The sequence below is a fragment of the Clostridium lundense DSM 17049 genome (assembly GCF_000619945.1).
In the GTDB taxonomy this organism is placed as follows: domain Bacteria; phylum Bacillota; class Clostridia; order Clostridiales; family Clostridiaceae; genus Clostridium_AO; species Clostridium_AO lundense.
On record NZ_JHVC01000019.1, the window covers coordinates 17,197 to 31,800 of the forward strand.

The 14,604-nt window shown below is 28.7% G+C and carries 13 protein-coding genes; 12 read left to right on the plus strand and 1 reads right to left on the minus strand.

From position 1 onward, the window contains the following. Positions 1–167 precede the first annotated feature (167 nt). Entirely contained in the window at positions 168–677 is a 510-nt protein-coding gene (locus T514_RS0117800) for an MORN repeat-containing protein (RefSeq protein ID WP_051542137.1), read from the plus strand. Between the two features lie 145 nt (positions 678–822). Here T514_RS0117800 and T514_RS0117805 read toward each other — a convergent pair whose 3' ends face one another. Further along, a complete protein-coding gene (locus tag T514_RS0117805) occupies positions 823–2,100 on the minus strand; it encodes an alkaline phosphatase family protein (RefSeq protein ID WP_027625994.1) in 1,278 nt (425 codons plus the stop codon). 113 nt (positions 2,101–2,213) lie between these two features. Between T514_RS0117805 and T514_RS0117810 the strand changes: the two genes are divergently transcribed. The 11 genes from T514_RS0117810 to T514_RS0117865 all read left to right on the plus strand — a co-directional run bounded on the left by T514_RS0117810 (position 2,214) and on the right by T514_RS0117865 (position 14,544). Next, complete coding sequence (locus T514_RS0117810; protein ID WP_027625995.1) at positions 2,214–2,777, plus strand: sigma-70 family RNA polymerase sigma factor; 564 nt, start codon at positions 2,214–2,216, stop codon at positions 2,775–2,777. Further along, entirely contained in the window at positions 2,777–4,210 is a 1,434-nt protein-coding gene (locus tag T514_RS0117815; RefSeq protein WP_034869593.1) for a DUF4179 domain-containing protein, read from the plus strand. The genes T514_RS0117810 and T514_RS0117815 overlap by 1 nt, the downstream gene beginning before the upstream one ends. A 165-nt stretch (positions 4,211–4,375) precedes the next feature. Further along, positions 4,376–5,254 (plus strand): ABC transporter ATP-binding protein, encoded by an 879-nt coding sequence (locus T514_RS0117820; protein WP_027625997.1) that lies wholly within the window; start codon positions 4,376–4,378, stop codon positions 5,252–5,254. Positions 5,255–5,324: 70 nt separating this feature from the next. Next, positions 5,325–6,524: an ABC transporter permease gene (locus T514_RS0117830; protein ID WP_027625998.1), complete on the plus strand. Its 1,200-nt coding sequence runs from the start codon at positions 5,325–5,327 to the stop codon at positions 6,522–6,524. 170 nt (positions 6,525–6,694) lie between these two features. Further along, positions 6,695–7,657, plus strand: coding sequence for an alpha/beta hydrolase (locus tag T514_RS0117835; RefSeq protein ID WP_027625999.1), 963 nt, complete (start codon positions 6,695–6,697; stop codon positions 7,655–7,657). A gap of 40 nt (positions 7,658–7,697) precedes the next feature. Continuing rightward, positions 7,698–8,162, plus strand: a complete 465-nt coding sequence (locus T514_RS0117840; protein ID WP_027626000.1) for a YbaK/EbsC family protein — start codon at positions 7,698–7,700, stop codon at positions 8,160–8,162. A 213-nt stretch (positions 8,163–8,375) separates the two neighbouring features. After that, the gene (locus tag T514_RS0117845) at positions 8,376–8,834 is read left to right on the plus strand and encodes an S-ribosylhomocysteine lyase (RefSeq protein WP_027626001.1); all 459 of its coding nucleotides are present in this window, start codon (positions 8,376–8,378) and stop codon (positions 8,832–8,834) included. Next, positions 8,834–9,514: a vitamin B12 dependent-methionine synthase activation domain-containing protein gene (locus T514_RS0117850; protein ID WP_027626002.1), complete on the plus strand. Its 681-nt coding sequence runs from the start codon at positions 8,834–8,836 to the stop codon at positions 9,512–9,514. Before T514_RS0117845 ends, T514_RS0117850 begins: the two co-directional genes overlap by 1 nt. Then, the gene (locus T514_RS0117855) at positions 9,504–11,879 is read left to right on the plus strand and encodes a homocysteine S-methyltransferase family protein (protein ID WP_027626003.1); all 2,376 of its coding nucleotides are present in this window, start codon (positions 9,504–9,506) and stop codon (positions 11,877–11,879) included. Before T514_RS0117850 ends, T514_RS0117855 begins: the two co-directional genes overlap by 11 nt. A 10-nt stretch (positions 11,880–11,889) precedes the next feature. Next, the gene (locus tag T514_RS0117860; protein WP_027626004.1) at positions 11,890–12,171 is read left to right on the plus strand and encodes a DUF4491 family protein; all 282 of its coding nucleotides are present in this window, start codon (positions 11,890–11,892) and stop codon (positions 12,169–12,171) included. Positions 12,172–13,365: 1,194 nt separating this feature from the next. Next, positions 13,366–14,544, plus strand: a complete 1,179-nt coding sequence (locus T514_RS0117865) for an ABC transporter substrate-binding protein (protein ID WP_027626005.1) — start codon at positions 13,366–13,368, stop codon at positions 14,542–14,544. Positions 14,545–14,604: the final 60 nt, after the last annotated feature.

Consider the following 14,604-nt stretch of genomic DNA (forward strand, 5'->3'; position numbering starts at 1 on the left):
CCAGATGTTAGGACTAATGTTAGTATATTTAGAATTTTCAGATATAATATAGATTTATTATAATTTATTTTGAAAAATATGTCTATATAATTTATTGTTAAATAATGTTTGATTTAAAATATTTGTTATGATACTATATAAGAAAAATTGACATAAGGAGTAGTTGTATGGAAAATAACAAAATTGCAAAAGACCAATTACATAAAGAACATGATCATCATGACCATGACCATGACCATGATCACGATCATGATGAACATATCCCACATGTACATGGGGGAGAATATGTTGGAGAAAAGAAAGATGGAAAAGCTCATGGACAAGGAACATTTTTCTACAATGATGGCAGTAAATATGTAGGTCAGTGGAAAGATGATAAGATGCATGGAGAAGGAATATTTACTTGGGCCATGGGAGAAAAATACATAGGTCAGTGGGAAAATGATGAAAAACATGGATATGGAATATATATTTGGCCAGATGGGGAAAGATATACTGGTCAGTGGGAAAATGGTGTAAAAAGTGGATGGGGCATATATGTATGGGAAGAGGGCGACAAATATATGGGTCAATGGAAAGATGATCAAAGACATGGAGATGGAACCCTTATTTATGCTGATGGAGAAATATATACAAGTAAATGGGAAAATGATGAACCTGTACCAAAGAATCAATAGAAACTTTCTTAATTAATAATTACAGGCTGGAAGCATTGCTAATACTCCCACTTGAAAAGTGGGAGTATTAGCAATAACAGGAATAAGGCAAGTTAATAATTAAAAGATACTAGAATAGTAGTGTTATAATTGTTCATTTCAAACTTTATATGAATATTTCATTTAAGGGCAATCCATCAACTTGTCCTAAATTTAATTCTAAAATTTTTGCTATAGTTGGAGCTTCATCTATTAATCTCATTTCTTTTAGTTCATAATTTTTCTTTGTTTTTGGGCCACTGACTATAAATATGGTTTTATAGCCCTTAATTTTTGGACAATAGCCATGGTTAGCTTTATAAAAATCTTTATCTGTTTTTTCTACTAAATTTCCTTTTGTAGAATTTATAAAATAATAGCCTTTTTTAGCTTCTAGCATCAGAAAGCATTTTTCATCTGCTCCAAAAGAAGAGGCTTCCTCTGCACTTAATATTCTATTTATACAATTATTATTTTCTTTAGAAAAAATTTTCAAGTCTTCTATAACTTTTTCTTTTAAAGCATTGTCATTATCATTTTTTAAATATATATAAGCAGAACCATCACAAGAATTTAAAAATACATCCCAATCTTTTATCTCACCATTATTATTTAGAGAAATGAAACCTTTTTCTAAGAATAGTTTGTTTAATTTAATCACATATTGTGTGTTTAAATGACCATGATCTCCTAAGGCTATTAGTGTAGTTTTATGAAGTATATTTATTTTCTTTAATAGATTTATTATTTTACCTAATCTTAAATCATGTCTTTTTAAAGCATCTAAAACTTTATTACTATTACAACCATAATTATGTTTAAAGTGATCTACATCAGTTAAATGAATTAAAAATAAATTAGGTCTTTTCTTTTCTATTAAATATAGAGCTGATGCCATTACAAAATTATCTAAGAAAGGTTGAGCTAATCCTTTCCTCAGGTTACCGAATTTCTTATTAACCAAAAGTTGAAATAATTTACTACCACTGCAAAGTGAAGTGAATATTTGATTTTGCCAGAGCCTATTAGGAAAAATCTCAGGCATATTATAGTCTATATTTGCTTTAGCAGTAACGGGCCATAATAGTGAAGCAGTTTTAAGGCCATTTTTTTTTGCTAAATCATAGAGGGTGATTCCCTTTATATCCTTTCTATACCAATACCAATCAGGACTTTTCCTTTTAGGTTGCAATAAAGTATTATTTATAATTCCATGATTCTTAGGATAATTTCCTGTAACAATGGTTGTATGAGCAGGATAAGTTAATGACGGATAAACAGATTCTACATTTGATGAGTAAGATCCATTTTGAATTAAGTATTTAAAGTTTGGCATATCCTTAAGTATTTGGAAATCTTTTTCGTCTACAGCATCAAGAGAAATTATTATAGTGTATTTTTCCATGAAATGTTGCACCTCCGTTAGTTATATTTTACTATGAATTTATGTTTTTATGATAGAAAATCATAAGTACCTTCGTATTAATTAGTGAGAAGCTTCTCAGGGAGGGTTAGAAATTGAAGATAGATGAGAGAAATTTTTTAGGAGAACTAAAAAAGAGAAACCCTAAAGCACTAGAATTTGCAGTAGATTTGTATGGAGATTTAGTTTATAAAGTAGTTTACAGTGTTTTAGGTTCGGGATTTGAAGTTCATAGCATTGATGAGTGTATAAATGATGTGTTTTTATCCAGTTGGAATAACATAGATAGCTTTCATAGTGAGAAGGGCAACTTTAAATCTTGGATTATAGCTATATCAAAATATAAAGCTATAGATTATAAGAGAAAATTATATAAGGAAAAAAGTTTGGAATGTATTGATGACATTATAGTAAGAGGAGAGCAGGAAATAGAAAAGTTAATTATATTAGAGGAAAATAGAGAAGAACTTTTGCAAGCAATAAATGAGTTAAAAGATGTGGATAAGAAAATATTTATAAAGCGATATTTTCTAGATGAAGACATAGAGAATATAGCAAGAGAGTTAGGTGTAAATAGGTCAACAGTGGATAATAGGCTATCCAGGGGAAGAAAAGTTTTGAGGGAAAAATTAAGTTTCTCAAGGGAGGAAATAGTTTAATGATGGATACAAATAAGAATTTAAATGAAAAAGATATATATCAAGCTTTTAATAACATGGATTTTGATGAAAGTGAATTTAAAAATATTCCTGTAGAGATGAGTGAAATGCAGAAAAGAAGATTAAAAAATAATTTAAATAAACAAATAAAAGGGGAAAAGGGCAAAAAGTTAAAGATTGCTACTACAGCAGCGGCAGTTACATTATGCTGCTTTATAGGTATAAGTATGGCAGCACCAGGGTTTGCAAAGGAAATACCTGTATTAAGATCTATAGTGCAAACTATTAGTGATAAATATGATATACAAGGAGAATACCAGAAGTATTCTCAAATAATAAATAAAACTGTATACAATAATGGTATGGGCTTTACTATAAATGAAGTGCTTTGTGACGATTCTGAGTTGATTATTAGTTATACTGTAAAAAGTGATAAAAAGATTAAGGGGTTAGAGATAAGGCAGTTATTTTTGGGAAATAACATCAAAATTAATGGTAAAACAGAGAATTTTGGTGGAGGAATGCAGTGGGACTATTTAGATGATAATACTTTAATTGGAGTTTGTGAAATAGATATAGGAAGAAAAAATATGCCTAAAAAATTCAATATAGATTTAAATATTTCACAAATATTTGGTGTGAAAGGCAAATGGGACACTGCATTTACAGTATCAAGAGATGAATTAATGTCTAAAACTACAGTATTTAAACCAAATACAAAAGTAGAGTTTCCAAGTAGCAAAATAGTTGTAGAAAAAGTTATGTTGAGTCCCATAAATACATCTATATTTATTAAGGGAGATTATAAAGATAAAAATAAAGATAAATATAGGGATAATATGTTTGATTATGATTATTGGTTTGTATTTGATGATAAGGGAAATGAACTTTCTCAAAAAGGTAGTGGAGGAGGAACAGAAGGATTATTTAGTAAAGATGATTTTCATTATAAATATGATTTCCAAAGTTTGAAAGATATTCCTAAATATTTAACTGTAGTGCCTTGTAAGATTACTCCAACAATAGAGGGAGGAATTACAGAAGACGGGAAAGCTTTTGAAAAGACTAATAAAGAAGTTAAAGAAATTAAAAAAGCTATAGATGGTAAATATCCAATAGAACTTAGTCAAGGGAAAATAGGTAGTCTTATTGTTAAAGAAATAAAGAATGAAAAAGATAAGACTTTAATAAAATATACTGCCAATGGAAAAGCACCTAATTTTCAATCAACATATCTTTATATAGAAGATGAAAAAGGAGAAAGGATAAAACCTTATAATGAATTTAATAGAAAAAAGGATGAAAACAATTCGAAGGAATTTATCTTAGAAGTACCTAGATTGGAGAATGGTAAAAAGTATTTCTTGTGTACTAACACATTAGATAACTATGAGTTTAAAGAAGACTATATGTTCAAGATACCTTTGAAATAATATCTATTCTACACTTTAAAAGTGTAAGTATCGGTAGTTATAGAGGTAGGATAAAGAATAAATAATGATTTTGTATGTGCTTCACTATAAGAAAATAAAATTTTTACAGTGGAGCACATATAAATTTGAAGTATAGATTTATATGTGAAGTGGGGGAATACATATATGAAGCTTGAAATAAAAAATTTAACGAAAAAATATGGCAATAAGGTAGTTATAAATCAAATTAATTTGGAATTGAAAGAAGGGGTTTATGGTCTTTTAGGGCCCAATGGTGCAGGTAAAACAACATTAATGAGAATGATTGCAGATGTGCTTAAACCAACCGAAGGGGAGATACTTGTGGAGGGTATTAATAAGAATAAATTGGCTGCTGATTATAGAGATTTACTTGGATATTTACCTCAAGACATTGGATATTATGATAATTTTACAGCCCAGAGATTTTTAGAGTATGTGTCTGCTTTAAAAGGAATTGATAGAAGAAAAGCTAAAAAAAAGATCTGTGAACTTTTAGAGATTGTAAGACTTACAGAATATAAAGATAAAAAGATAGGAAGGTTTTCAGGAGGAATGAAGCAAAGGCTTGGTATAGCCCAATCATTATTAAATAATCCTAAAATACTTATATTAGATGAGCCAACAGCAGGGTTAGACCCAAATGAAAGAATAAGATTTAAAAATGTTATATCAGATATATCAAAGGATAGGGTTGTTATTTTATCTACACATATAGTCTCAGATATAGAATTTATAGCAAATGAGATTTTGATTATAAAAGAAGGTAGGTTATTACAAAGAGCTAAACCTTTGGAACTTACTTGCAAATTATCAGGAAAGGTTTGGGCATTAGAGGTTACAGAAAGTGAATTGCATGATATAAATTCAAAATATAAAGTAGCAAATATTTGTAGAGAAAATAATTCTATTACAGTTAGGATAGTTGGAGACAAAAAACCAAACGAATATGCTAAGGATGAAAAGCCTAATTTACAAGATGTATTTTTATATTACTTTAATGAGAAAGTACAAGATGTATGTTAAGTTTAACTAAATTTCAGTTTAAGGAAATTATTAGTTTAGCTATAGATAGGAGAATGGAGGGGATAGAAAAATGGATCTTTTAAAACATGAATTATATAAAATATTTTCGAAAAAGTACTTGTTTGTAATATTAATAGTATTACTTTCATTATTTTATATACCAAATTATTTATTTGCATCAAAAGACATAAAAATAAATAGGCAGGTAGCTAAATATAGTAAGCCTTATGAAGGAGAAATAACTAAAAATAACAAAGAAAAGCTATTTACATTAACACAAGTTTATAAAGATAAAGACGAAAATATAGGAAAAATATATGATACAGTATATAGTAACTATACTGCTCAAGATAGGAAAAGAGTTGTAGCTATTTCTGATACATTAAAGAATAATAATGAATCATTTTATGATGAAAAACTTTTAAATAAAACATTTCAATTTGAAGGATATGAATTAGAAAAACTAAAACAAACTTTAAAAGAAGAAAGTCAAATGGGTAAAGAAAATACCTATAATTATAAAAATAAAGAACTTGCAAGTAAGATGTATAGTAATCTTTCAACACCTAAATTTTCTTATATAGATGGATGGGATTCAAAGTTTAATTCTTCAAATGCTTTAGTATATATAATGGGCATAGTAATTTTATTAGGAGTATCAACAAGTTATGCTAATGAATATAAAAGTAAAGTGCATACAATAATGTTATCAAGCAAAAAAGGAAGAAATGAATGTGTTATAGCTAAGATTCTAGCCTCTATTATATATGCAATGGTTGTAGTGTGTATATGTGAATTAGCAAGTATTATTTTTAGTATAAAAGTATATGGTACAAATGGATTTAATGCACCTATGCAATGTTTATTTGATTATATTTGTTCACCATATAATTTTACTATAGGGCAATTTTGGATTATATCATTTTTAACATCAATTATGGGAGCTATAATATTTGCTATAATTATATTGTTTATATCTAATATTACAAAATCCTCATTAATGACTTTTTTTATAGGCGGCTGTATATTTATAATGCCGATTCTTATTGATTCATTTCTTGTAGGACAATTTTGGTGGAAAAAAATAATAGTAAATCTAAGCATTCCTCAATTTATGAATGGTAGTAAAATATATAGTGTTTTTAGTACAACCAATGTGCTTGGAAGACCAGTGATTTATCCTTACTTTAGTATATTTTACGCTATTATATTGACCATATTATTTTCATATTGTTTATATACAAGTATGAAGCATATGCAAGTAAATTAAATCAAACTCCTCATTACTAGTTATTTTATTAGTAGTGGGGAGTTTATATTTAAGAAACTATTTCCCTTATATTATTTTTGGTAAAATGTTTTATAGTAGAAAAATAAAAGGGAATGATATACAATTAAATAAGAATTTCTACTATATTTAAACAAAAGGGAAGTGACTAAATGGATAATATAACAATACTTAAAGAAGGAGTCAAAACTGCATTAAATTTAAAAGGATTGTTGAAAATTGTATGTATAATCCTTTTAATAATCTTTTTGATTATAGAAATTTTTTCCATACACATTGTAAAAGAATTTAGCCATCCTAAAATACGAGAGTTAAAAAATAAATTTTCAAGCTATGGAATAAAAAATTATGAAAAAGTAACTTTTCATAGTGAAAAAAGAGATATAAAACTTAATGGATATCTTATAAAAAATGATAACAGTAAAAAAACAATTATAATATGTCATGGATATGGGGACAACAAATTTATGGTAGGAGGAAAGAAAACTCCTGAAAAAGTGGATCATTTAAAATTAGCTAAAATATTTTCAAATGAAGGATATAATACTTTAATATTTGATTTTAGAGGTCATGGGGAAAATGGGCATAATGCAGGAGTTACCATAGGATTTAATGAACAAAAAGATCTTTTAGGCGCTATTGATTTTATAAAAGGTAGGGGTATAGGTGAAAAAATAGGTGTTTTAGGATCTTCTATGGGAGGTGCTACTTCATTAAGTGTGTTGGACAAAACTAAGGATATTAGTTTTGCTATTGCAGACTCTCCTTTTAGTGACTTAAAAGATTACTTAAGTAATAATATAAAGGTTTGGACGGGACTACCAAAGTTTCCTTTTGCACCCATGGCAATTGCAAATTTCAAACTTATATATGGTGTAAATTATAGTGAAGTAAGCCCATTAAATAGTGTAAGTAAAGTGGATATTCCTATTTTAATAATACATGGGAAAAAAGATATAACCATTCCTTATACTGAAAGTGTTAAAATTAAGGATAGATTTAAAAATAAGAAAAGTAAACTTGTTTTATTTGATAATTCAGTACATGTTGGATCTTATTATATGTATAGTGATAAATATGAAGAAAATATAAAAAGTTTTCTAAAATCTATTTAAGAATATAGTGAAAGAGATTAAAATTTAGGAGGTTTAATTTATGGGAATTCAAAGTGTAAAAAAACAAATTCAGGAGGAAAATTTAAATTTAAAGATATTGGAGTTTGAAGAAAGCACTGCTACAGTAGACGAAGCAGCCAAAGCTGTTGGTGTAGAGCCAGGACAAATTGCAAAGACTTTAGCATTTAAGGTAAAAGAAGATGATATACTTATAGTTGTAAAAGGAGATTCTAAAATTGATAATAGAAAATTTAAAGATTATTTCAAGGCTAAGGCAAAGATGATGAGCGGAGAAGAAGTATTAGAAATTACAGGTCACCCAGTTGGAGGAGTGTGTCCTTTTGGATTAAAGAATTCCATTAATGTATATCTTGATAACTCATTAAGGGAATTTGAAACAGTGTATCCAGCGGCAGGAACTCCTAATTCAGCAGTGAAAGTTACTATAGAAGATTTACAGGAAATCACTAATGGGGTATGGGTAGATGTGTGTAAAGAATGTTGAATAAAGTAAAAATATTATGTTACAATAAATTTTAAGTTATTTATTTTTAAATATATTGAAAATAAATTTTCATCTATTAAGCTATACTCTAGAAAAGATCACTGAACTTGTAATTTATGGCCAATTATATTAATATTTTATACATACAAAGAAAGGAAGTGAATATTTAGTGGGGATGGATATTTGTAATAGGATTTCTCACTAAAGTAAATTATGAAAAAAGTAGAAAGTTTTGAATTAGATCATAGAAAAATAGTAGCACCATATATTAGAAAGTGTTGTACTCAAGTTGGAGAAAGAGGAGATAAAGTTTCCAAGTATGATTTAAGATTTACTCAACCTAATAAAGAATCTATACCTACAGGAGCATTACATGCTTTAGAGCATTTACTTGCAGGATTTTTAAGAGAATATATAGATGGAATAATAGACCTATCACCTATGGGGTGTAGAACTGGTTTTTATTTAACAGTTTGGGGAGATAAGGATACAAGTGAGATTAAGGCAGGATTAGAAAATTCATTAAAAAAAGTATTAGAAGCTACAGAGGTACCAGCAGCAAACGATATTCAATGTGGTAACTATAGAGATTTATCTTTATTCGGAGCTAAGGAGTATGCAAAAATTGTACTAGAAAATGGTTTTAGCTTAAATATATATGGTAATAATTAATGCATCAATGCAATCTTAAAATATCTAGGGAAGAAGTATTAAGATATTTAGGAGTTAAGAGTAGTTTGGAAGAAAATGTTAATAATTTAATAGATGAAACTATAGAAGAAATAAAAAAAATAATTAGGCTTAATTTTACATGGAAAGTTTTTTTACTACAGGTAAGAGAAAACAAAATAATATTACAAAATTGTAAATTAGAACTTTGTGGTAAAAGCATAAATAACCATTTAAAGTACTGTGATAAATGTGTATTATTTGCAGCAACTTTAGGTAGTGAAGTGGATAGAAAAATAAATTATTATGAAAAATCTAATATGACAAAAGCTTTAATATTTGATGCTTGTGCCACTGCTGCTATAGAAGAAGCCTGTGATTTTGTAGAAGAAGAAATTAGAAAGACTGCCTTAAAAGATGATAAAGAAATAACTTGGAGATTTAGTCCAGGCTATGGAGATTTAAGGTTAGATATACAAAAGGAGTTTTTACAATTATTAGATGCATATAAAAAATTGGGGCTTACAGTATCTTCACACAGCATTTTAATACCAAGGAAATCTGTAACAGCTATTATAGGATTTATGCCTAAAGATAAAAAAATAGAAAAAAAGAGTTGCATAAATTGTAATAAATATGATAGCTGCGGATTTAGAAAGATAGGTGGAATTTGTGAATATTAAGGAATTAATAGGAAATAAAATGCTTGTTTTTGATGGGGCCATGGGTACAATGCTTCAAAAGGTGGGACTTAAAGCTGGAGAGGCACCTGAGTTATTAAATATTAAAGCTAGAAATAAAATAATAGATATACATAAAAAATACATAGAGGCAGGAGCTAATATAATAACAACTAATACCTTTGGAGCAAATGAGCTTAAATTAAAGGATACTGTATATGCTCCTGAAGAAATAATAAAAGCTGCTGTAGAAAATGCTAAAATAGCTGTACAGGGGAGAAATGTTTTTATTGCATTAGATATTGGACCCATAGGTGAATTATTAGAGCCTATGGGATCACTAGCTTTTGAGGAAGCCTACGAAATTTTTAAAAGGCAGGTAATTCAGGGAGTAAAATGTGGAGTAGATTTAATTTTAATAGAAACTATGACAGATTTATATGAAGCAAAAGCGGCTGTATTGGCTGCTAAGGAAAATTCAAATCTACCAGTGTGCTGTACTATGAGCTTTCAGCAGGATAGAAGAACTTTCACTGGATGTACAGCCTTATCTATGGTAATGACATTGCAAGGCTTGGGAGTAGATGCATTAGGAGCAAATTGTTCTTTAGGTCCAATAGAACTAGAGTCAATAGTAAATGAAATATTAGAGTATGCTACTATACCTGTTATGGTTCAACCTAATGCAGGTTTGCCACAGGTAGTAAGTGGGGAAACCGAGTATAAAATAACTCCTGAAGAATTTGCTAAAGTAGCAAAGAAAATGGTAGAAAGCGGAGTAAGTATATTTGGTGGATGTTGTGGTACTGATGATAATTTTATTAGAGAGGTTGTTAAAGCTTTAGAAAATATTGAATTAAATAAGCTAAATAATAAACCTATATGTGGAGCATGTACTCCATCGAAGGCAGTTATTATAGATGGGGTTAGGGTTATAGGGGAAAGAATAAATCCTACGGGAAAAAAATTATTTAAAGATGCATTAAGAAATAATGATATGGATTATATTTTTAAGGAAGCCATAGATCAGGTAGAAGCAGGAGCAGATATTTTAGATATAAATGTAGGACTTCCAGAAATAAATGAAGAGAAAGTATTAGGTGAAGTTGTGAAAAATCTTCAAGGCATTATAGATATTCCTCTTCAAATAGATTCTAATAATGCTAAGGCTATAGAAAAAGCATTAAGAATATATAATGGAAGGGCTATAGTAAATTCTGTTACTGGAGAAAATAAATCTTTGGATACCATACTTCCCTTAGTGAAAAAGTATGGAGCTTTAGTTATGGGACTTACGTTAGATGAAAATGGAATACCTTCTAAAGCTGAAGATAGATACAAGGTAGCTTTAAAAATAGTAAATAAAGCTTTGAAATATGGTATACCAAAAGAAAATATAATAATTGATTGCTTAACTTTAACAGCTTCAGCTCAGCAAGAAGATTTGATGGAAACTTTAAAGGCTTTGGCTATGGTGAAGGAAAAGTTAAAGGTGAAAACTACTCTGGGAGTATCTAATGTATCTTTTGGATTACCAAATAGAGAATTATTAAATAGAACTTTTTTAACTATGGCATTAGGAAGTGGTTTAGATTTACCTATAATAAACCCTTTAGATAAAGCTATTATGGATGCTATAAATGGATTTAAAGTGCTAAATAATGAGGATAGGGATGCAAAAGAATATATAAAAATTTATGGTGATAAAAAAGAAGAGAATACAAAATTTAAGGAAAATAAACATATAAATTTGAAGGAAGCGGTTATAAAAGGATTAAAGAAAGAAGTTGCTAATATAACAAGAAAACTTTTAGAAGAGAAAAATGAAATGGAAATAATGGATGAAGATTTGATTCCAGCCTTAGATATAGTTGGAGAGAAATATGAAAAAGGGATAATATTTTTACCTCAACTTATGCAGTCAGCAGAAACAGTGAAAGTAGCTTTTGAAATTATAAAAGAAAGTGTAATCCTGCAAAATAAAAAAACAATAGATAAAGGTAAAATACTTATTGCTACGGTTAAAGGTGATATCCATGATATAGGGAAAAATATAGTTAAAACTTTACTTCAAAACTATGGATTTAATGTAATTGATTTAGGTAAAGATGTTCCAAAAGAAAAAATAGTTGAAGAAGTAAAAAGAAATGATATAAAATTAGTAGGACTTAGTGCATTGATGACTACTACTGTTAAAAGCATGGAAGAAACAATAAAAGCTTTAAGAGAGAATAATCTAGCTTGTAATGTTATGGTAGGAGGAGCAGTTTTAAATGAAGAATATGCAGCTATGATAAAAGCTGATTTTTTTGCTAAGGATGCTAAAGAGTCTGTAGAGATTGCAAGGAAAGTTTTTTTTATTAAGTAGGAGGTTATATATGAATTTTGAGGGAATTATTATTGGAATGGTGTCATTTTTTATAATTGGAGTTTTTCATCCTATAGTAATTAAATCTGAATATTATTTCAGTAAAAAAGTTTGGCCTATATTTTTGGTTTTAGGTATAATATTTATTTCATTTTCATTGTTTTCTTATGACAGAATGCTAAGTGCTATTTTAGGAGTTACAGGATTCTCTTGCCTTTGGAGCATACATGAAATAATTGAACAAGAAGAAAGAGTGAAGAAGGGATGGTTTCCTAAAAATCCTAAAAAATAGCTGTAAATTATGGATAAAGGCATAAGGGTTTAGAAGTTTATATATCTAAAACCATATGCCTTTTTACATGGTTATTTTAATTTGCAAGAAATTATGCAAGAAAAACACATGTATTCTATAGGTATACATATGGCTAATTACAATCTAACTTTCATTTAAATATGGATTAAATATTTCATAATAAGTGGTTTATGAAATTAAATTAGCCTTTGTCTAGAATGTAATTGTTTTCTGTACAAAAAAATAGTAGTATTATTGCTTTTTTAAATAATTCCTTAATGAAATATAGTTTCTTATGCAAAAATCAGGTATAGATTTTAAGGTGCAAAACTTGCATAATAATTGATAAAATAATCAAATGACTATTTATGCAAAAATAATACTGCAATTATTAAGTCAATAATTTAAATTATAAAACTTAAAAAAACCTGTTGACCTTTGATATTTAGTGTGATAAAGTATAAATAATAATTTTGCCGGCAAATAAAAAACATGAATAAATTATCAATAATTTGAATAAATATAACTAAATTAATTTATTTAACGATAATGATGGAGATAAAAATATCAGTAAATTAGTCAAAGAGAGTTGGGGACGGTGAGAGCCCAGCACTAATTGATATATAATGCTCACTCCTGAATTGTATAGCTGAAATAGCAGTAGGTTATTACCGTTTTGCATACGTTATAATGCAAGGTTATTATATAGTAACCTAGATTAAGGTTGTAATTGTGAAATTACAGCGAATTAGAGTGGTACAGCGAAAGGACGCCTCTATATGCAAAATATGCATATAGAGGCTTTTTTTATAGCTAATAGTGAAGAAAAAGAGTAGAGGATGTTTTCTTTCTTCCGTATTTTTTATAGAAAAGCTTGGATTAAAGCTTAAACCTTAAGATAATTTAAAATATGTTAGTCAGAACATTTTTTTAATTCGGAATCTTCTGAAATAAAAATAAAGAAAAACTAACTACAGTTATTTATTTTAGGCTTTCTATAGAGCAGGGAATAAAAATTTTCTTAATCTGTAATTATTCACTATAAACTAAAGGAAGTGCTTTGAACTTTATGGTTAGAAACTATATTAAAAGGGGGTGGTTTTGTTGGGGCTAATTACTAGCTCAGATGAGGATGGTGTGATTATTATTTCAAAATTAAAGAAGATATTTCGTGTAAAAGAAGGGGGAAAAATTATGAATAAAAAATTATCAGTATTTATGGCTTTGTTAATGACAGCATCCTTATTTGCAGGATGTGGTAAAGGTGGGGCGAACAATAAAGACGCTGGAAGTAAAGGTGATACTATAAAAATAGGATTAGATTATGAGCTTTCAAATGATGTTGCAACTTATGGACAAAGCTTAGTTACAGGAATAGAACTTGCATTTAAAGAAATAAATGATGCAGGTGGAGTTTTAGGGAAAAAAGTTGAACTTGTAAAGACAGATAATAAATCAGATACAGCGGAAGCGGCAAATGTAGCTTCTAAACTTGCAACTAGAGATAAAGTTGTAGCAATACTTGGGCCTGCAACATCAGGTAATGTAAAGGCGGCAATTCCACAGGCCACACAAAACAAAGTCCCATTAATTTCAGCATCATCTACAGCAGATGATGTTACAGTAGACAGTCATGGTAAAGTAAGGGATTACATTTTTAAAACTTGTTTTAGTGATTCTTTCCAAGGAGTAATACTCGCAAATTTTGCAGTACAGGATTTGAAATCAAAAAATGCTGCAGTGTTGATAGATACAACAAGTGATTATAGTAAAGGTCTTTCAAAAAGCTTCAAGGAAACCTATAGTAAGTTAGGAGGGAAAGTAGTAACAGAGCAGGCTTATCAAGCTAAAGATAAAGATTTTAAGGCAGTTTTAACTAATATTAAAAATGCTAAACCTGATCTACTTTACTTACCAGGATACTATGAAGAGGTTGGGTTAATAGTTAAACAAGCAAGAGAATTAGGACTTAATGTACCTATTTTAGGTGGGGATGGTTATGATTCACCTAAGTTAACTGAACTTGCTGGAAAAGAAGCATTAAATAAAGTTTACTATACAAATCACTATTCTTCAAAGGATACTAGCGCTGAAGTTGTAAAATTTAGAGATACATTTAAAAAGCAATTCAATAAAGAACCAGATGCATTTAATGCTTTAGGATATGATCTTGCATATTTTGTTGCTGATGCATTAAAAAGAGCTGGGGAGCCAAATCGTGAAAAAGTAAAAGAAGCTCTTGCTAGTACAAAAGGGTTTAAAGGAATAACTGGTGAATTATCAATAGATAAAAATCATAATCCGGTAAAATCAATAACAATATTAGAAGTTAAAAATGGAGAGCCAACATTCCTAAAGAAACAGCAGCCTTAGTTAATGTAAAAATGGAGGGGATTTTCCCCCTCCTATAATATTAAGTATGATAGGAAGTGA

What these genes read in the sequence shown, in the direction of transcription:
- T514_RS0117845 (WP_027626001.1), top strand. Translation starts at nt 8,376, where the DNA reads ATGAAAAAAGTAGAAAGTTTTGAATTAGATCATAGAAAAATAGTAGCA.
- T514_RS0117830 (WP_027625998.1), top strand. Translation starts at nt 5,325, where the DNA reads ATGGATCTTTTAAAACATGAATTATATAAAATATTTTCGAAAAAGTAC.
- T514_RS0117865 (WP_027626005.1), top strand. Translation starts at nt 13,366, where the DNA reads ATGAATAAAAAATTATCAGTATTTATGGCTTTGTTAATGACAGCATCC.
- T514_RS0117835 (WP_027625999.1), top strand. Translation starts at nt 6,695, where the DNA reads ATGGATAATATAACAATACTTAAAGAAGGAGTCAAAACTGCATTAAAT.
- T514_RS0117805 (WP_027625994.1), bottom strand. Translation starts at nt 2,100, where the DNA reads ATGGAAAAATACACTATAATAATTTCTCTTGATGCTGTAGACGAAAAA.
- T514_RS0117860 (WP_027626004.1), top strand. Translation starts at nt 11,890, where the DNA reads ATGAATTTTGAGGGAATTATTATTGGAATGGTGTCATTTTTTATAATT.
- T514_RS0117815 (WP_034869593.1), top strand. Translation starts at nt 2,777, where the DNA reads ATGATGGATACAAATAAGAATTTAAATGAAAAAGATATATATCAAGCT.
- T514_RS0117800 (WP_051542137.1), top strand. Translation starts at nt 168, where the DNA reads ATGGAAAATAACAAAATTGCAAAAGACCAATTACATAAAGAACATGAT.
- T514_RS0117840 (WP_027626000.1), top strand. Translation starts at nt 7,698, where the DNA reads ATGGGAATTCAAAGTGTAAAAAAACAAATTCAGGAGGAAAATTTAAAT.
- T514_RS0117850 (WP_027626002.1), top strand. Translation starts at nt 8,834, where the DNA reads ATGCATCAATGCAATCTTAAAATATCTAGGGAAGAAGTATTAAGATAT.
- T514_RS0117820 (WP_027625997.1), top strand. Translation starts at nt 4,376, where the DNA reads ATGAAGCTTGAAATAAAAAATTTAACGAAAAAATATGGCAATAAGGTA.